Source organism: Sphingosinicella sp. LHD-64 (genome assembly GCF_031157375.1).
Classification (GTDB): domain Bacteria; phylum Pseudomonadota; class Alphaproteobacteria; order Sphingomonadales; family Sphingomonadaceae; genus Allosphingosinicella.
In genome coordinates this window covers 775,654-792,335 of the sequence record NZ_JAVIFV010000004.1, presented here as the reverse complement: position 1 = coordinate 792,335, position 16,682 = coordinate 775,654, and the positions used below count along the sequence as shown (strand labels likewise).

19 protein-coding genes are annotated in these 16,682 nt (G+C 65.6%); 7 read left to right on the top strand and 12 right to left on the bottom strand.

Features of this window, described 5'->3' with window-relative positions:
• Window positions 1-545 precede the first annotated feature (545 nt).
• From RCO27_RS17400 to RCO27_RS17375, 6 genes are all read right to left on the bottom strand, one after another.
• On the bottom strand, window positions 546-914 hold the full coding sequence (locus RCO27_RS17400) for a hypothetical protein (RefSeq protein ID WP_309003965.1): 369 nt from the start codon (window positions 912-914) through the stop codon (window positions 546-548).
• A 175-nt stretch (window positions 915-1,089) separates the two neighbouring features.
• Complete coding sequence (locus RCO27_RS17395; protein WP_309003964.1) at window positions 1,090-2,004, bottom strand: hypothetical protein; 915 nt, start codon at window positions 2,002-2,004, stop codon at window positions 1,090-1,092.
• 9 nt (window positions 2,005-2,013) lie between these two features.
• The gene (locus RCO27_RS17390) at window positions 2,014-4,587 is read right to left on the bottom strand and encodes a hypothetical protein (RefSeq protein ID WP_309003963.1); all 2,574 of its coding nucleotides are present in this window, start codon (window positions 4,585-4,587) and stop codon (window positions 2,014-2,016) included.
• Window positions 4,584-5,390, bottom strand: a complete 807-nt coding sequence (locus tag RCO27_RS17385) for a molecular chaperone (protein ID WP_309003962.1) — start codon at window positions 5,388-5,390, stop codon at window positions 4,584-4,586. The genes RCO27_RS17390 and RCO27_RS17385 overlap by 4 nt, the downstream gene beginning before the upstream one ends.
• A gap of 105 nt (window positions 5,391-5,495) precedes the next feature.
• Window positions 5,496-6,245, bottom strand: coding sequence for a hypothetical protein (locus tag RCO27_RS17380; RefSeq protein ID WP_309003961.1), 750 nt, complete (start codon window positions 6,243-6,245; stop codon window positions 5,496-5,498).
• 123 nt (window positions 6,246-6,368) lie between these two features.
• Window positions 6,369-6,896 carry a hypothetical protein gene (locus RCO27_RS17375; RefSeq protein WP_309003960.1) on the bottom strand — a complete coding sequence of 176 codons (528 nt, stop codon included), beginning with the start codon at window positions 6,894-6,896 and terminating at the stop codon, window positions 6,369-6,371.
• A 544-nt stretch (window positions 6,897-7,440) separates the two neighbouring features.
• Between RCO27_RS17375 and RCO27_RS17370 the strand changes: the two genes are divergently transcribed.
• A complete protein-coding gene (locus tag RCO27_RS17370) occupies window positions 7,441-8,025 on the top strand; it encodes a LuxR C-terminal-related transcriptional regulator (protein ID WP_309003959.1) in 585 nt (194 codons plus the stop codon).
• A gap of 257 nt (window positions 8,026-8,282) precedes the next feature.
• On the opposite strand, the gene RCO27_RS17365 is transcribed toward RCO27_RS17370, so the two are convergent.
• The 3 genes from RCO27_RS17365 to RCO27_RS17355 all read right to left on the bottom strand — a co-directional run bounded on the left by RCO27_RS17365 (window position 8,283) and on the right by RCO27_RS17355 (window position 9,663).
• Window positions 8,283-8,741: a DUF1465 family protein gene (locus tag RCO27_RS17365; RefSeq protein WP_309003958.1), complete on the bottom strand. Its 459-nt coding sequence runs from the start codon at window positions 8,739-8,741 to the stop codon at window positions 8,283-8,285.
• A 64-nt stretch (window positions 8,742-8,805) separates the two neighbouring features.
• Window positions 8,806-9,366, bottom strand: a complete 561-nt coding sequence (locus RCO27_RS17360) for a hypothetical protein (protein ID WP_309003957.1) — start codon at window positions 9,364-9,366, stop codon at window positions 8,806-8,808.
• Between the two features lie 129 nt (window positions 9,367-9,495).
• Entirely contained in the window at window positions 9,496-9,663 is a 168-nt protein-coding gene (locus tag RCO27_RS17355) for a DUF465 domain-containing protein (RefSeq protein WP_309003982.1), read from the bottom strand.
• Between the two features lie 210 nt (window positions 9,664-9,873).
• On the opposite strand from RCO27_RS17355, the gene RCO27_RS17350 reads away from it, so the two are divergent.
• Window positions 9,874-10,032 carry a YdcH family protein gene (locus tag RCO27_RS17350; RefSeq protein ID WP_309003956.1) on the top strand — a complete coding sequence of 53 codons (159 nt, stop codon included), beginning with the start codon at window positions 9,874-9,876 and terminating at the stop codon, window positions 10,030-10,032.
• Window positions 10,033-10,138: 106 nt separating this feature from the next.
• Here RCO27_RS17350 and dksA read toward each other — a convergent pair whose 3' ends face one another.
• The 3 genes from dksA to RCO27_RS17335 form a co-directional block, all read right to left on the bottom strand.
• Window positions 10,139-10,579 carry an RNA polymerase-binding protein DksA gene (gene dksA, locus RCO27_RS17345; protein WP_309003955.1) on the bottom strand — a complete coding sequence of 147 codons (441 nt, stop codon included), beginning with the start codon at window positions 10,577-10,579 and terminating at the stop codon, window positions 10,139-10,141.
• A gap of 267 nt (window positions 10,580-10,846) precedes the next feature.
• On the bottom strand, window positions 10,847-11,893 hold the full coding sequence (locus tag RCO27_RS17340; RefSeq protein ID WP_309003954.1) for a hypothetical protein: 1,047 nt from the start codon (window positions 11,891-11,893) through the stop codon (window positions 10,847-10,849).
• 97 nt (window positions 11,894-11,990) lie between these two features.
• Window positions 11,991-12,626 carry a histidine phosphotransferase family protein gene (locus RCO27_RS17335; RefSeq protein ID WP_309003953.1) on the bottom strand — a complete coding sequence of 212 codons (636 nt, stop codon included), beginning with the start codon at window positions 12,624-12,626 and terminating at the stop codon, window positions 11,991-11,993.
• Window positions 12,627-12,763: 137 nt separating this feature from the next.
• Between RCO27_RS17335 and RCO27_RS17330 the strand changes: the two genes are divergently transcribed.
• From RCO27_RS17330 to RCO27_RS17310, 5 genes are read left to right on the top strand one after another with little or no spacing between them, the layout of a single operon-like run.
• On the top strand, window positions 12,764-13,216 hold the full coding sequence (locus tag RCO27_RS17330; protein WP_309003952.1) for a nuclear transport factor 2 family protein: 453 nt from the start codon (window positions 12,764-12,766) through the stop codon (window positions 13,214-13,216).
• A gap of 13 nt (window positions 13,217-13,229) precedes the next feature.
• Window positions 13,230-13,832 carry a DUF6624 domain-containing protein gene (locus tag RCO27_RS17325; protein ID WP_309003951.1) on the top strand — a complete coding sequence of 201 codons (603 nt, stop codon included), beginning with the start codon at window positions 13,230-13,232 and terminating at the stop codon, window positions 13,830-13,832.
• Window positions 13,833-13,865: 33 nt separating this feature from the next.
• Complete coding sequence (locus tag RCO27_RS17320; protein WP_309003950.1) at window positions 13,866-14,822, top strand: RluA family pseudouridine synthase; 957 nt, start codon at window positions 13,866-13,868, stop codon at window positions 14,820-14,822.
• A gap of 59 nt (window positions 14,823-14,881) precedes the next feature.
• The gene (rpoH, locus tag RCO27_RS17315; protein ID WP_309003949.1) at window positions 14,882-15,784 is read left to right on the top strand and encodes an RNA polymerase sigma factor RpoH; all 903 of its coding nucleotides are present in this window, start codon (window positions 14,882-14,884) and stop codon (window positions 15,782-15,784) included.
• Between the two features lie 37 nt (window positions 15,785-15,821).
• Window positions 15,822-16,634, top strand: a complete 813-nt coding sequence (locus RCO27_RS17310; protein WP_309003948.1) for a LytTR family DNA-binding domain-containing protein — start codon at window positions 15,822-15,824, stop codon at window positions 16,632-16,634.
• Window positions 16,635-16,682 lie beyond the last annotated feature (48 nt).

Sequence of the window (16,682 nt, the reverse complement as noted above, 5' to 3'; positions counted from 1 at the left end):
CGCCGCCCGCTGGCCTCTCCCGACGACCGCGAAGCGGCGGGCGGCTTTTGGCGCAGGGCGGCGTCGCTCGTCGGTCACGATGCGCCCAGCATCGCTCCCTCCTCACTCCTTGCCCTGCACCAAAATCCACTCCGTCACGGCCGTTGCCGGTTATGGGTACAGGCCCTGCGGGGCGCCGGGCGGCAACGCAACACGAGCGGCGCCCCCCGATCGCCTGTGGCTCGCGGGCCACAGGGCCGGCCTAAATTCCGCCGCAACGGCGATAGGGCGATGACAAAAGCAAAAGGCGGGCATAGCGTCCAGCCCACGAGACCAAGGACTTAGGCCTGGTTCGGGGAGGCTTCGGCCCCGCCTTTCTCTTGCGAGGTGAGAGGGGCGCGCGGGCAGGAAGCGTCACAAGGGGGTCGACGGCGCAAGCCGTCACACGGGTGCCCGGGCGAAAACGCCCGGGCACTTGTCGTTTGGGGGTCCGTCGGAAAAACGAAACGCCGGCCGCTGGAAGGCGACCGGCGAATCCTGAAGTTTCGGCCTAAGTCGCTGCCAACCTATAGCGGCTGGATCCGGAAATCGATGCGATCGGTGTCGAATCCGCCGGCACCCGGCAGGGCGGTCAGCGCCCGTTCGCGGATGCGCGGGCCCTGGGCCCGGCTCAGCACCGCCTGACCCGACCCGTTCAGCACCACCTGCTCGTTGCCGACCGACAGGACGGCGCCGCGCAGCGTGCCCGGAGCGTAAGAGACAACGACCTCGTAGCCGCCCGGCGCATTGCAGAATTCGTTGATCTGCCCGAGCGCCACGGCGGCGCCGGCAGACGGGCCCGCACCCGCTGCCGTGTGCCGGACGAAGCAGGAGACCGGAACGGTCGCCCTGAGATTGAAATTGAGGGATTCCGCGCCTGCTGGCGCACTCGCCATCACAAGAGCGCACGCCAGTGCGGCCGGAGCACATTTCTGCAGCATTGCACACCTTCCCGTTGCGACCTTTGGCCGTCCTGGAGGCGTGCTTAACCGATAAGGTTTTGAATATTAGTTAAGCCAGATGCTGCGGTTTTACGCAGGTTTGGTAAAAATTCCGTTAGTGATAAACGATTTACAAGGGCTCGACCGACACCGAAATCACGTCACTATAGGTGCCGGCACGCTGATCCGAGACATCGCCGATGCGGAACCTGATCGGCAGGGACTCCCGGGTGAGGCCCTGCCCGTTCTGCCCCGAAAGTTCGCCGCGGCCGCTCGATAGTGCCACCGACTGACCGCCCAGGCTCATCTGATAAGGCACGAACCAGTCGGTCCCCGGCAGCTCGAGGCGGCCATTGTTCTGCGACTCGAGGATGAGCTTGTAACGCCGGGTGCTCTGCACGCGGAGCTGTAATGGAACCTCGGCAAAACCCTCGCGCAATTCGCCGAGATCGACCAGCGCCTGGCCGTTGCTCACCTGGTAAGCACCCGACAGGCCAAGCGTCGCCGAGGGCAACACATCGATGCCGAGCACGAGCTGACGTGCGCTGAGCGGGAGGCCGTCCGTTCCTTCGGCCTCGATCTGGACGCGCTGATCATAGAGGCCGTCGCCTGAGATCATGTCCTCGGCGACCGTGAAGCCATATTGCACGACCTGTTGGCTGCGCGGCGCAACGACCACGCTGCGTCGGGTCGCGCGGCGCTGGGTGCGGCCGGCGACCGGCGTCGCGTCGTAGTTTCCGTACATGTCCGCCAACGCATAAGGCACGCGCCGGCCGTTGTTCGCACGCAAGCCGAACGGCTCCTGATCGACGGAGAAAATTGGATAGAAGGTGCATTCGCGATCACCTTCATTGGTAAAGATAAGCTCGAAAGTGCCCGAAGGCGCGCTGTTGCCGAAGGGATCATAGCCACGAATGATCCAGCTTGAGGCGGCGGCGTCGATCCGCAGCCGGCAGGCGGCGGGCGGTGCGGCGCTTTGCCCGGCGACCGCAGCGGGAAGCACCGCGAAGGCGGCAGCGAGGAGAAGGTGAATGAACTTCATCATCTTGTTACCTCAATTGCCAGCCCCGAGGAGAACCGTGCTCAAATCGACGAGGCCGGTGGAATCCTGAGGAACCTCGAATTCGAACGTGCCGGGCCTTCCATATATCTCAACCTTGTATCGTCTGCCCGGCAGCAGGTTCGCAACCGCGAACCGGCCCACCGAGTTCGTGAAGAACGGCACTGGCTCTCCCGCCGGCTCGCCCAGCAGAATCACGCGGCCGCCAACCAGCGACACAGGCTGACGATCTGGCAGAAGCAGCGTGCCGATCGCGCTCACGAACGCATCCGTACCAATACGCAAAGCATAGCCGCTGCGATAGGGCGGCCTCACCCGCACGACGCCCGGGCCGACATCATAACCGGTCGGTGGATCCTCGACGTCATATTGCACGGATTGTGTCACATAGGAGGTCAAGAAGTTGTTAACCGCGCCGCCCAGCGCGCCACTACGGCTGATATAGTCGTTGCTGGCGAGCGACTGTCCGGCGACCACCCGTCGATCGCCGAGATTGGGATGTGCATAGAGGAGCATGAAGCTGTCGTTGATCCGGCGACCGACGCCGAACATGCCGTCGGCGAAGGCGAGAGTAGTGCCGACACGTGCGGTGGTGACATTCACGCCGCCGAACGAGGACAGGCTCTGGCCGAAGCTGGCATGGCTGATCGACGCGTCGAAGCGGTTACCGATATAGTCTGCAAAGGCCTGCGCGCGCACCGCACCATCCTCGCGCGAGACCAGGCCGCCGAAGCCGACGCTGCCGATCTGGTTGAGGCCGGATTGCACATAGGAAAGCTGGGCGGTGTCGGTATTGCTTTCGTAACGCGCCTCGGCACGGCGCCGATAATCGGGCTGATAGACAAGGGCGATGTTGACACCGAAGCCGTCGCCACGCGCGAAGGAGCTCGGATAGCGCGCATAGTCGACGCCCGCGCGCACACTCCAGCGCTCGGATATCCGGTAAGATGCGAGTGCGCCGAGACGATAGCTGTCGCCCTGATTGCCCCGGCCACGAATATAAGAGGCGTTGAGCAGGACGGTGAGCTTGTAGCTGATCGAGCGGGCATATTGCCCGTTGAGGCTCCAGGAGGTGGTGTTTAGCGCATCCGGGTTTCCCAGGCTCGCGAAATTGCGCGAGAGATAGTCCGCCCGGATGGTGAACGTGTCCAACAATCCAGCCCGGTCGATAAGCTGGTCGTAGGCGACACCGACCGAGTAACCCTGACCGACTCCGCGCGAATTGCTAACGCCACCGTCCACCAGGATACGGCCGCCATTTCCCACCACGAACTGAGTCTGGCCGGTAAGGGTCTGCACCTCCCGGCTCGCCTGCAATCCGATGCCGATCGCCGGCCGGTTCAAGAACGCCTTCCGAAAAAAGCCGGAAAAGGCGACCGGACCATCATAATCGGGCGAGCGGCCAAAGCGTTGGCTGGTCGGGCCGATATAGGCGCCATATTCATAGTCGCCCGGATCGAGATCGATCGGGTCGAGATAGGATTGGTAGTTCAGGCTCTGGACGAATCCGCTATTGTCGCGAACCTCGATCTGGACGTCATTGCTGCCGGTCAGCAACGGCAGCGAGCTGAAATCATAGGCGCCGGCATCCAGGCGCAGCTCGCGATAGAGCACGCCGTTGCGGATCACCCGAACGGTCGATTCGCGCTGCAGGACGAGCTGCCGATTGCCTTGCAGGACGGCGGACCGGAAGTCGTTGAAGCGCCGCCTTTGCCGCAGCACGCCGACACCGCCGATCTGGACGAAGGTCTGCTGTCCGCGGATTTCGGGGCTGAGATCACCCACCATCCAGCGCCGAAAATCTTCGGGCTGATCGTAGACCAGCCGCGCATAATTGCGTTCAAAGCGATAGCTGTCTCCGGTCAGCCCGATCTCCTGGCCGAACTGCCCGTCTCCTTCGAAGACGAAGCGTCCGAAGCGCAGCGCGCCGTTCAAGGCGACGGTAGGGAGATCGGCGTCGGATTCTTCCCAGAAATAGCTCTGGATGACATTGAGGTTGAGATAGCCGGAGAATTCGGCCGGCTGCAAGGTGATGTCGTCCCGATCATCGGCCGGCGGCGCGAACAGCATCTCGACGGCCCGCTGCGACGGCTCGATGCGCAGCACGACCACCGAAAGGCTGCTCGGATCATATTCCAGCGAAACCCCGCTGGCCGCGAGATCCTCGGCGGTAAACGTCTGGCGCGGCTGCAACCGCGACACGACGGCACCAAGAGCCTCCTCGTTCAGGAGCGGGGTGATCAGCCGGACGAACGTCGCGGTCTCGACGAAGAACTGGTCGTCGAAGGTGAGCCGCACCGGAATGTCGCCGAGATTGCGGTTCCGATAGGTGAGCGGCACCGTCATGTCGATGTCGCGCTCGTAGGGATTGAGGTCGGGCCGGCCATGACGCCCGATAGGGACGCGCGACTGACCGACGGTTGGCGCGGGTGCCGAGGGAGTCGCCCCGGGCAACGGCACCGGCGTGGTCGGCTGCGCGGCCGGCAAGGGCACGCTCGCCTGCCCGTAAGCCTCGCCCACCCAGAAGGCGGACAATGCGACGGCGCAGAACAGGTGGGTGCGCGTCACTGCGTGAAACTGACCCGAATGGGCTGCGGCCCGAAGCCATAGCTCACCGGGAAGCGGAAGGTACGCTCGCCGAGAGCGGGGACGTAACCGGTGCCGATCGCCCGATTGAGTTCGTCCGGGCTCACGTCCAGTCGCAGCGGCTGACCGTCCAGGCCCATGCCTTCGATGCGCCAGCCATAGACCGACATCAGCGCATGGCGGCGACCCGTATTGCGCAACCGGATCTCGACGCCGGGACCCGCCGGCGGGGTAGCCGAGCCGTCTGGCGGCGGCGGCGGCTGATAGTCGATCGCGCGGGCGGAAGCCGTTTCGACATTGGGCGTCGCGCCAGGCGGCGCGACGATTACCAGCGCCTTCATATGGTAGACGATCTGGACCTGCGCGCCGAGATTTTCGGGGGCGCCCGGCTCGAGCGCGACGGGAAGCTGATTCACCGACACATAATAAGCCTGGGACGCCGGAATCTCGGCCGGGCCGACCCACTGCAGGCGGATGACCTGGCGGCCGTTGGTCGGCAGCACGCCCTGCGGCGGGAAGACGAGGAATTCTTCATCGGCCGGTGTTTCCGTCACATTGCCGTTCTCATCGAACTGCATGCGTGTGATCCGGGTCTCGTAGGCGAGATTGCCGGGATTGAGGTTCTGCACCTCGATCCTGGCGACAGCGTTGGAGCCGCGGGTTTCCATCTCGACCACCATCGGCGAGACTCGCATCGCATAGGCGGCGGTCGAGGCGGCGATCACGATCAGGGCGGCGATCGCGGCGCGCCATGCGGACCCGGCGGAACGAAAGAACGCTGTCATACTCGACATCCGATAAATTGGAGAAAGCGGCCAGATGGCCAGAAATCACTAAGGAAGGGGAAAGATTGCTCCTCCCCCTTCCCTTCAGTGATCCATCAGACCCGATTACAGCGCCGCAAGCGTCAGCGTGATCGTGTCCGAATAGGTGCCGGCGACGAGCGCGTTGGTCGCAGGCGCCGCGGTCACGAGCATGTTGAACGACGAGCGCCATGCGCCCTGACCGATCGAGTTGCTGCCGGCATTGGCCGCAACGTTCAGGCTCTGAGCCGAGCCGGCCTGCGGACCCGACTGATTGGTCGTGCCGGTCCAGTTCGCGGCAATCGTGTAGGGGATGTTCGCCTGGAACTGGTTGCTGTCATAGCCACCAGCCGCACTGTTCACCATGCCCGAAACGCCATTGGCCTTCGCGAGCGACACGGTGTTGTTGAAGTTGCAGCCGGCCGTGGCGCTGTTGATGTTGGCAACCGCCGGACCGACCATCTCGAACGCGTCCGCGACGTTTTCGTTGTTGCCGGTGCGAACGCCGATCTGACCGAAGTCGATGTTGGTCGCGGCAGCGCTGTTGCCGGCATAGAACGAGCAATCCTTGGTGACGCTGCCGGTGAGGGCGAAGTTGGTCGTCACGGTCGGCGTGGCGGTCTGGGTGTTGCCGAGCGCACCCGCCTGGGCGGTGTAGCGCGTGCCGAAGCCGCCGGCGAACAGGAGCGCCGCACCAAGGGCGCCCAGACCGGTCGGATTGGTGGAGGTGTAGCCCAGCGGACCCGCATAGTGGGTCTGATTGGTCTGCGCAGCCGCGGTGCCGGCGAACGACATGATGGCAACGGCGGCAACTGCGCCGCGGAGAATGGTCTTCATAACAACTTTCCTCTTCTACTTATGACCCTCCCCGGCGGAATTGCCGGTTCTTGGCCGATCAAAAACATCTTCATTCCACCACTTCATTCGACCCGCCGATTGCTTGGAATCGGCGCGCCATTATCAGCTCGGCGTGATCGTGATCTCGATCGTCTCGCCATATTCGCCGGCCAAGAGGCCGGCTTCTCCCGAAGGCCTTCCCAAGGCCACGCTGAGGGCCATGCCGTCGACGGCGATGCCGCCCTCGCTGGAGATGGTGCGGCCGGCGCCTTGCAGCTCACGGCCTTCGAAGTTCCGCGCGACGACCGACGTCCGCGGCTTGCGGATCGGCATCGAAACTCCGATCGTATAGGGAAGGCTGCCCGAATAGGGGCCCTGGCCCGACGGCATCTGCTGATGCGCGAGCCACCCGTTCTGGGCGCGGATCTGCATGTTGAAGGGGATGTTGCAGTCGAGGCTGACCCGCGCGACGGCGCCAAGCCCGGGGCGATTGAGATCGCCGAAGTCCATATTGCCGATCGTACCCATCGCGCAGCGCTGCGCGATGGTGCCCTGGACGGTCATGTCGAGCGACCGGACGTTCTCGATATCGGCTGCTGTGGCAGGCGCGGCAAACATCGCCGCGACGATCGCCGCATGTGCGAATCGCATCGGATTTCTTCCCCATGTCGTTGCCGCGCCGGCCGGGTCCGTCTCCAATAGGACCCGGTCACCGCGGACCTTCACAGGGAAGAAAGCGTTCTAAAACGACTCGCCATCCCCCCGGATCAGGCGATTTCATGGGTAGAGCCAAACGGGCGACACGAATATCCCCTATATTGGGGAGAAATCAGTGCTCCACTTTTTATTAACCATAAATTTCCGAAATGTTTTGAACGATATGCCGAAAACTGGCGGAGATGCGGTAACGACCGAACCATGCACCGTTGGTCGCGCTATTCCGGCCCATGTCCGATATTGGCACATGCGGAACGGGATAAATTTAGAATACTGTTTCTATTGCGATGGAGTTCATTTCAACAACTGATCTTTGTCGTCAGTAAATCTTCCCACCTATTTATTCCCATGCATGTAAAATCGTATAGTGTCTTCGGCATTTGACATTGCGAGAGTTTTGGAATTTCTGGGTTGAATGCACGGCCGCTTGTTCGACAAATTTCTCTGGTCCTTCAGCTGGCTCAAAGGGGCGCGATGAATGGCTCGAGGGGGCGCTGACGCACCGGAGGCCGGCCTGGATCAGGGCGCGCTGGCCCTCGCCTGGCTCGATCTGGAGCCACAGCCGCATCTCGTCTGCACGCGTGCGCTTGAACTGGTGTGGGCCAATGAGGCAGGTCGCGCGGCGCTGGCAGCGGGCGACGATCTCCGCCTGAGCGACGGCATCATCGTCGCCCGCGCACAGGTGCATCAACAGGCGCTGGCCGCGTTCGTGAAGGGATGCGAGGCCGTGCTCAGCACCCTCGCCCTGCCCGCCGCGGACGGCGACGGGCATTTGCTGTTGCGCGGGCGGCAGATCGGGGGCGTCGACAGGATCGGCCTCACCTTCTTGCGCACGACTTCGTTCCGGGCGCTGCACGCCGACGTGGAGCGCGCCTTCCGACTGACACCATCGGAATATCGGGTGCTCCTGCGGATGATCGACGGCCATACCGCCGAGGAGATTGCCGGCGCGACGCGACTGTCGATCGAAACGGTGCGCTCGCACATCCGCCACATCTACGCTAAGATGGGCGTCGCCTCGCGCGAGGCGATGTTCGCGAAGACCCTGCCCTTCCGCCTGTAGGCGGAAAGGGGAGCCGGACGGGAGGAACAGGAGCGCTGGTTTGGAGACGCGCCGTCTCTTCCTTTGACCCCGTCCGGTACGAAATGGGGAAGAAACCCTTTTCGTGACATCAGTTTAGGCCCCAAGGAAACCGGTCTCAATACCGGGTTTTCACGGGGTCCGCGGTGAAATTGTGCCGGAATCGGGTCGGGCCTTGCCGGCGGTGGCCCGCGGCAGGCAGGCGAAGCCTGCGCAGTCCGACGCAAATGGGACGTGGTCTAGAGCGAGCGCTCGAGCCGGCTCATCAGGCTGCGCGCCGGGCTGCCCATCGGGGCCGTGAAGACGCCGAGATCGAGGCGGCGAACCCGGTCGTAGAGCTCCTCGCTCGCGCGAACGAGCTCGATGGCCGCGTTCGGCAGGCGGGGCAGCAAGGCGGTGTCGCTGTCGGCAGCGGTGCCGAGCCGGCGTTCGTCGGTACGCGCCTCCCCGCGGCTCAGTTCGCCCGTGGCGACGGCGCGCTGGGTCAGGAGCCAGGCGATCACATGCATCAGCCGGGTGGTGACCTTGAGCGACTCGCAGGAAAAGCCGACGCGATCGATCGGATCGAGCGTCAGGCGGTCATCGCGCGCAGCGGTGTCGAAATAGGAACGTGCCTCGTCGGCGAGCACCATCGCCTCGACGTAGAGACCGTCGATCAGCTTGGGAGTCAGCTCCGTCTGGGCCCTTGCGTCAGCCATGCCCGGTACCTGCCACAAGCGGCCGGCACCGGGAACGGCGAAAAGGGAGGCGACTGTCCCAAAATCAGCCGCCGCGCACCGAGAAGCGGGCCAAGGCCTGCTCCGCCGGCTGCCAGCCCGGACGCAGCTGCCGGGCGCGGCTATAGTCGCGATAGGCCTGGGCATCGCGCCCCGCCAGCTCATGCGCGACGGCGCGGCCCCAATAGCCCACCCATGGGCGCTGCGGACGGTTGGCGAGACCCTGATCGATCATCGACACCGCCGAATTCACCTCGGAGCCGGCCGCGAGCATCGTGATGCCCTTGTTGATCAGGGCGTCCGGCTGGTTGGGATGAAGATCCAGTGCCGTGTCGAAGTCCGCAATCGCCGCGTCGAAATTCGCCGTCCGGAAATTGACGATGCCGCGGTTGACATAGGTCGCGATGCGGTCGTGTGCACTGAGATCGGTGTTCCGCAGCGCCTCCCCGCAGGGCCGCAGCGCCTCCGGGCGCGGCGACTCGGACTCGGCTGCCCGGAAGCAGGCAATCGCATCGGCATTGGTGCCGAGGACATGGATCGTCTGGGCGTTGGCGGCCGTCGCGACCAGCAACGATCCGCCGATCAGGAGCAGTGAGCGTGCAATCATGTCGTCCTCTCCTTCTCATCCTTCTCGAATCCCGAAGGACGACCGAAGAATACACCCTGGCGGGGGCGAAGGAGGCCACTTTTTCGACAGACGGCGGATTGCGTTCCACGAACGAACGCATACGCCCTCTCAGGCGATGATATCGGGAACCCTCATGTCCTCGAGGACGGCGATCTCGTCCTTGAGGCGGAGCTTGCGTTTCTTGAGGCGGGCGAGCTGCAGCTGGTCGGGCGCGGCCATGCTGCGCAGCGCGTCGATCGCGGTGTCGAGATCGCGATGTTCCGTGCGCAGGATCATGAGGCGCGATCCGGCGTCCTGCGCGCCGAAATGTTGGGGGTCCGAGTCGTTCCTTATCATGAGGCTCCTCGCTCCACATCCAATCTTAACGGGATGCAGAATAGACCTTCGACGGTCCGCCGTACATATCCGTTGGACGGGTCCGATCGGGGGAGACAGTCACCCGGATAAGTGCTTAGATGTAAGCGGAGCAGCAGAGGAGAAACGGGAATGCACCAGGCGCACGTTTCGGCCCTCGAGGCCAAGCATGCAGGACTCGAAGCCCGAATCATCGAAGAGACCCAGCGCCCCATGCCGGATGCGACGACGCTCAACCGGCTCAAGAAGGAAAAACTCAGAATCAAGGAGGAGATCGCCGGCCTCCACTAGGCCAGGCATCTTCTCCCACGAAAAACGCCCCGGCAGTGCCGGGGCGTTTTCGTTTGATACCTTCTGCCGTCGCGATTTCCGACTCGTCGGTATCCGCCTTGGAACGCTAGTCGTCGCGCGAGATGCGCTCGTTCTTTTCGTGACGCTCCTGCGCCTCGACCGTCATCGTCGCGATCGGCCGGGCTTCGAGGCGGGCGAGGCTGATCGGCTCGCCGGTCACTTCGCAAAAGCCATATTCGCCGGTTTCGATCCGCCGCAGCGCCGCATCGATCTTGGAGATGAGCTTGCGCTGGCGATCGCGGGTGCGCAGGTGGATGCCCCAATCGGTCTCGCTCGAGGCGCGGTCGGTCAGGTCGGCCTCCTGGATCGGGCCGTTGGCCAGCTCGGTCATCGTCTCGCGCGATTCCCGAAGAATGGCTTCCTTCCAGCCGAGCAGCTTCATGCGGAAATACGCGAGCTGCTCGGTATTCATGAACTCTTCATTGGCGGTGGGTCGGTAGCCGACGGCAGGTCCCGGTTCGAAAGCGTCACTATGAAGCGTAGCCATTACCCCTCCACTCCTCGTCCCGGCTGAACCGGGAGCCGACATCTGGAGCGGGTGCACCCTCATTGAACTCGACACTTCCCGCCCCAGCGCGCCTATAGCTTTGTGGCAAGGGCAGCACAAGTCGCTCAAACGGGGTGAGAATCTGTCGCATTCCGAGGCCGCTGCGGCGGCCTCCCGGGTTGCTGAAAGCCCGCCGAATCGATCCGGAAACCGCCGAATCGCGCGCCGCGACGGCCTGCGGAACGCCGCCGGATCACCCCCCTTCGTTCATCCGGCCCGACAAGCTGTGCAGCTTTGGGACGGAAGGCCGTGGCGGACCCCGATTCGGGGGTCGGAGAGGGTCAACGCGCTTGCGCCCGCCCCGCCGGTCTGCATCTGCTCCGTCCATGGCCACGCTGGCTGACGGGTCCCGGGGCAGAACTTCGGACCTTCGTCGACCGGCCAGAAACGGGAAGCTGGTATGTCGGTTCGAATGGCTTTGGCGAAGCTCTGCGCGTGCACCGTCGGTGGCGCGATCGTCGGCGGTGGCGCCGTCCACGTCGCCGAAAATCCCCCGGCGCGTCCGGCGGTCCTCAAGGATTCGAAGCGGCCCGCGCAGGTCCGTCGTGCCGCGCAGGAGCGCCGCGTGATCCGCCGCACGGTGCGCCGCGTCGCCTGCGCCGCGCCGGCGCCGGGCACGGTCACCACCCGCACGATCATCCCGCCGATGTTCGTGCCCCCTCCGCCCCCGCCTCCGATGGCGGTCGCGAGCGGCGGTGGCGGCGTGCCGGTCGTGATCGGCGGCTCGGGCGGCTTCGGCGGCGGCTGGGGTGGCGGCTTCTTCTCGGGCGGCTTCTTCGGCGGCAGCAGCGCCTCGGGCGGCAATATCGTCATCTCCTCGACGAGCAGCTCGACCGGATCCACCTCGACCTCCTCGGGCGGCAGCTCGACCTCGACATCCAGTGGCGGCAGCTCGACTTCCACGTCGAGCGGCAACATTTCGACGTCGAGCGGAAACGTGTCCACGTCGAGCGGAAACGTGTCGACCTCGAGTGGCAACGTGTCCACGTCGAGCGGCAATGTCTCGACCTCCAGCTCGACCTCGACGTCAAGCGGCAACGTGTCGACCTCGTCGAGCACGAGCTCGAGCACCAGCTCGTCGACCTCGAGCTCGACCAGCTCGAGCACCAGCAGCTCGACCTCTTCGTCTACGTCCAGCTCCAGCGGCGGACACGGCTCCACGTCGACCGGCGGCACGCCGGTCCCGGCACCGCCGATGATCCTGCTGTTCGGCGCTGCGGCGGCAACCTTGGTGGCGCGCAAGAGGCTCGGCAAGCGCTCCGCCTGATCCCTGCCTGGCATCCGAGCCAAGAATGGCCCCGCCCTTACCCCTTTTGGGCGGGGCCTTTTTTGTCAGCTTCTTGTTTACGCCTTAGGCGGGCAGGCTCGCGCCGACGAGGAGCAGGTTCTCCTGCTCGTCGGAGACCTGGAGCTGCCCCTGGCCTTCCTCGACCAGGCTGTGGACCAGCCACGCGGCGGCGGCGCGCGGCGCGACCTCGTCCTCGCCCGTCTCGCCGATCAGCACCTTCTTGAGCTCGGGATCGAGCACGATGCGCGGGCCCTCGGCGCGCACGACGATGTCGAGCCCGGCCTCGTGCTTCTCGGCGCCGATGTCGAGGCTGCCGCCGCGGACCAGCGAGTCGCCGGCGATGAGCACGATGTTGAGCAGCACCTTGAGCGCCGCCTTGCTCATCGTCGGCTCGTCGACCATCCAGCCCAATTGAATGCGGCCGTCGCCGCCGAACAGGCCCTCGATCGCGGCGCGGGCCTCGCGCGAATCCACCTCGTCGGCGAAGCCGCCGGCGGCGCCGAAGGCGAGGCGGAAGAATTTGAGCTTGTTGGCGGACGCGCGCGCGCTCTCGGCGAGCAGGTCGAGGCAGCGGGCGCGCATCTCGGGATCATGCTCGTCGGCGAGCAACTCGATGCCGTTGTTGAGCGCGCCTACGGGCGACAGCAGGTCGTGGCATAGGCGCGAGCAGAGCAGACTGGCGAATTCGTGCGATTTCATTCCGCTGAGCCCCGATCCTCTCGCATGATCGAACCCTATTGGCCCCGCCAAGTCCGGGATGCAAGGCGTGCGGGCACGGCGGCTTGACGCCGGACGGTGTGCGCCCGATGCAGGCGCGTCCTCCGACGGAGCTTCCCATGCGCCCCCTTTCCGCCCTTCTTCCGGTCGCCCTGTGCATCGCCGCGGCGCCGGCCGTCGCCCAGTCGAGCCTCGACGAGACCTTCGCAGTCCATGTCGCCGCGGTGCAGGCGCGCGACATGGCCGGGCTCGAGCGCACCATCACCAGCGGCGAGGCGCTGACCCTGATCCTGCCCAACGGCACTCGGACCGACACGCGCGCGGCGTTCCTCGCCTTCCACCGCGACTTCTTCGCCTCCCCGACCTGGTCGATCCGCTTCCAGGTCCTGTCCAGGATCGAGGGGCCGGACTACGGGATGATCACGACGCGCAGCTTCTACAGCGACACCGACAACGGGCAGCCCGTCAACACCAGTTCGTGGGTGACCTTCACCTTCCGCCGCGAGAACGGCGAATGGCGGCTGATCCACGACCAGAACACCCGCGTTCCGGCGGACCTGCCGGCCGGCTAGGATGGAGGCCGGCGTGGACGAAGGGCTACGCGAGCAGCTGCTGGCCATGGCCCGGCACGATCTCGACGTGCGGACCCGGCTCGCCGACGACGGCAGCCTGTTCGAGGGCTATCATCCCGAGATGCAGGCGGTGCACGACGCCAATGCCACCGCGCTCGACGCCATCATCGCGGAGCGGGGCTGGCCGTCGGTCGCACTGGCTGGCACGGACGGGGAGGAGGCGGCCTGGCTCGTCGCCCAGCATGCGATCGGCCAGCCCGGGTTCCAGCGCCGCTGCCTCGCCCTGCTCGAAGCCGCCGCCGCACGGGACGAGGCGCCCGGATGGCAGCCGGCCTATCTCGCCGACCGCATCCGCAGCCTCGAAGGCCGGCCGCAGCTCTACGGCACGCAGTTCGACTGGGACGAGAAGGGGCTGATGTCGCCGCTGCCGATCGAGGCGCCGGACGAGGTCGACGCCCGGCGCGCCGCGATCGGCCTTGCGCCGCTCGCCGAAACGACCGCGAAGCACCGGCGCAACGCCGCCGCCGAGACGAGACCCGCGGACCTCGCCCGGCGGAAGCGGGAGATGCACGAATGGGCCGTGCGGACCGGCTGGCGGAGCCCCGCTGCCCCTTGAAAATCCCCGTTTCCTCCCCATCTCCCGTGTCCAATGGCTGGGGGGCTTTCCATCATTCAGGCGCGGGTCGCGGAGGATGCGGTCGACTGGCGTCTGGACCGTGCCCTCGCCGCCGCCGTTCCTACCTTGTCGCGCGAGCGGCTGAAGGCGCTGATCGGGAGCGGGGCCGTGATCGGGCCGCAGGGCGCGCCGGTGCGCGATCCCGCGGTGAAGGCGGTGCCGGGCGGCACCTATGAAGTTTCCGTGCCGGAGTCGAAGCCGGCGCACAATGAAGCGCAGGACATCGCGCTCGAGATCGTCTTCGAGGACGACCACCTGCTGGTGGTCGACAAGCCGGCCGGCATGGTCGTCCATCCGGCGGCCGGCAATCCGGACGGGACGCTGGTCAACGCCTTGCTCCACCATTGTGCGGGCCGTCTCAGCGGCATCGGCGGGGTGGCGCGGCCGGGGATCGTCCACCGGATCGACAAGGACACGTCCGGCCTGCTGGTGGTCGCCAAGACCGACGTGGCGCACGAGGGGTTGGCGGCGCAGTTCGCGAAGCACAGCATCGACCGTCGCTATCTGGCAATCACCTCGGGCGTGCCGATCCCTGCGAGCGGCACGGTCGACGCGCCCCTCGCCCGCTCCGCGGCGAACCGGAAGAAGATCGCGATCGTCGAGGGGAACCGGGGCAAGCGGGCGGTGACCCACTACCGAATCGTCACCCCGCTCCGCGACGCTTCCTTAACGGAATGCCGGCTCGAAACCGGCCGGACCCACCAGGTCCGGGTCCATATGGCCTCGATCGGCCACCCCCTGCTCGGCGACCCGGTCTATGGGCGGGCCAAGCCGCAGCACCGGGAGCTGTTGAAAAGGCTGAATTTTCATCGCCAGGCGTTGCATGCCGCAGCGCTTGGCTTCGTCCATCCAGTTTCGAAAGAAAACCTATCCTTCCAAAGTGCCCTTCCATCTGATATTCAGGAACTGTTTGGGGCGCTCACCGTATGAGTCGGGTAGGTCGCGTCGGTTTGTGAAGGCATGCGGCCTCCAGGGAGAATGTGAAGATCATGGCAAGCGGTAGAAATGTGGCGACGATCCCCGCGACCGGCGGAGAAGCGGGCCTCAACCGCTATCTGGCGGAGATCAAGAAGTTCCCGATCCTCGCGCCGGAAGAGGAATATATGCTGGCCAAGCGCTGGCAGGAGCATCAGGACACCGATGCCGCCGCCAAGCTGGTCAATTCGCACCTGCGCCTCGTCGCGAAGATCGCGATGGGGTATCGCGGCTATGGGCTGCCGACCTCGGAGCTGATCTCCGAGGGCAATATCGGCCTGATGCAGGGCGTGAAGAAGTTCGAGCCCGATCGCGGCTTCCGCCTCGCCACCTATGCGATGTGGTGGATCCGCGCGTCGATCCAGGAATATATCCTGCGTTCGTGGAGTCTCGTGAAGATGGGCACCACCGCGGCGCAGAAGAAGCTGTTCTTCAACCTGCGCCGGATGAAGAACAAGATCGACGCGTTCGAGGACGGCGACCTCAAGCCCGAGGACGTGACCAAGATCGCCACCGATCTCGGCGTCAGCGAAGAGGACGTCATCTCGATGAACCGCCGCATGGCGATGGGCGGCGACACGTCGCTGAACGTGCCGCTGCGCGACGACAGCGAAGGGACGTGGCAGGATTTCCTCGTCGACAGCGAGCCGCTCCAGGACGAGCGGGTCGCGGAGGCCGAGGAGAGCCGGGTGCGGCACGAGCTGCTGATCGAGGCGATGGCGGCGCTCAACGAGCGCGAGCGCCATATCCTGACCGAACGTCGCCTCACCGACGAGCCGAAGACGCTGGAGGAGCTCTCCCAGGTCTACGACGTCAGCCGCGAGCGCATCCGCCAGATCGAGGTGCGGGCGTTCGAGAAGCTCCAAAAGGCGCTGATGAACCTCGCCGGCGAGCGGCGGCTGCTGACCGCCGCCTGAGGCGGAGACCCTGACGGCGATGCGGTTCCGGCCTGAAATGCCCGACAGCCGCGTTGCCCGGGGCGCCCTCATCGTCGCCGGCTGGACGCTGGTGACTCTCGTCCAGTCGCTGCAAGGCTATCTGGCCGCGGCCTGGCAGGGTCATGACCAGGACTGGTGGCCGACCTTCTTCTATGTCGGCGCGATCTATTCGATCTGGGCGCTGATGACCTGGCCGATCGTGGCGGCGACCTGCGCAATCGAGCGGCGGGTTGCGCACTGGTGGGCGCGGCTGGCCGCCTGTCTCGCTTTGTGGCCGGTGGTCGCCGCGGCGCATGTCGGACTGTTCGGCCTGATCTACTGGCCCATCTATCGCAGCGAAACCGTCGCGACCCGCTGGCAGATGGCGGACCTGATGTTCGTGCGCAATTTCGACACGAACACGATGCTCTATCTCGCCCTGGCCGGGATCACGATCGCCTGGCTGCGCTGGCCGCGCAAGGCCGCGGCGCCGGCCGCCGAGGCGGAGGTCGACGCGCTGGTGATCCGCAATCGCGGCGCGATCCGCCGCATCCCCTTCGCCGCGATCGACTGGATCGGCGCGGCGGGCGATTATGCCGAAGTGCATGGCGACGGCGGCGTGTTCCTGATCGAGGAGCCGCTCGCGTCGCTGGCCAGGCGCCTCCCCGCCCAATCCTTCGCGCGCATCCATCGCGGCGCGCTCATCCGCATCGACCGCGTCCGCGAGGTCGAGCCGATCGGCCGGGGCGACGCCCATGTCCGGCTCGTCACCGGCGAGGAGCTGAGGCTCAGCCGCCGCTTCCGCGACAACCTCGCCGCCCTCATCGCGCCCGCCCAGCCGGCGGAGTGATCCCGCTCGCAGATCGGCGCTCGCCAGCCGCTGCCCCCGACGCCAGAC

Bases quoted from the DNA above. Each gene is read 5' to 3' on its own strand.
- RCO27_RS17335 (WP_309003953.1), bottom strand. From the start codon at position 12,626: ATGAAATCGCACGAATTCGCCAGTCTGCTCTGCTCGCGCCTATGCCAC.
- RCO27_RS17360 (WP_309003957.1), bottom strand. From the start codon at position 9,366: ATGATTGCACGCTCACTGCTCCTGATCGGCGGATCGTTGCTGGTCGCG.
- RCO27_RS17395 (WP_309003964.1), bottom strand. From the start codon at position 2,004: ATGATGAAGTTCATTCACCTTCTCCTCGCTGCCGCCTTCGCGGTGCTT.
- RCO27_RS17320 (WP_309003950.1), top strand. From the start codon at position 13,866: ATGGCTGGGGGGCTTTCCATCATTCAGGCGCGGGTCGCGGAGGATGCG.
- RCO27_RS17330 (WP_309003952.1), top strand. From the start codon at position 12,764: ATGCGCCCCCTTTCCGCCCTTCTTCCGGTCGCCCTGTGCATCGCCGCG.
- RCO27_RS17370 (WP_309003959.1), top strand. From the start codon at position 7,441: ATGGCTCGAGGGGGCGCTGACGCACCGGAGGCCGGCCTGGATCAGGGC.
- RCO27_RS17400 (WP_309003965.1), bottom strand. From the start codon at position 914: ATGGCGAGTGCGCCAGCAGGCGCGGAATCCCTCAATTTCAATCTCAGG.
- RCO27_RS17350 (WP_309003956.1), top strand. From the start codon at position 9,874: ATGCACCAGGCGCACGTTTCGGCCCTCGAGGCCAAGCATGCAGGACTC.
- RCO27_RS17310 (WP_309003948.1), top strand. From the start codon at position 15,822: ATGCCCGACAGCCGCGTTGCCCGGGGCGCCCTCATCGTCGCCGGCTGG.
- dksA (WP_309003955.1), bottom strand. From the start codon at position 10,579: ATGGCTACGCTTCATAGTGACGCTTTCGAACCGGGACCTGCCGTCGGC.
- RCO27_RS17380 (WP_309003961.1), bottom strand. From the start codon at position 6,245: ATGAAGACCATTCTCCGCGGCGCAGTTGCCGCCGTTGCCATCATGTCG.
- RCO27_RS17375 (WP_309003960.1), bottom strand. From the start codon at position 6,896: ATGCGATTCGCACATGCGGCGATCGTCGCGGCGATGTTTGCCGCGCCT.
- rpoH (WP_309003949.1), top strand. From the start codon at position 14,882: ATGGCAAGCGGTAGAAATGTGGCGACGATCCCCGCGACCGGCGGAGAA.
- RCO27_RS17365 (WP_309003958.1), bottom strand. From the start codon at position 8,741: ATGGCTGACGCAAGGGCCCAGACGGAGCTGACTCCCAAGCTGATCGAC.
- RCO27_RS17385 (WP_309003962.1), bottom strand. From the start codon at position 5,390: ATGACAGCGTTCTTTCGTTCCGCCGGGTCCGCATGGCGCGCCGCGATC.
- RCO27_RS17355 (WP_309003982.1), bottom strand. From the start codon at position 9,663: ATGATCCTGCGCACGGAACATCGCGATCTCGACACCGCGATCGACGCG.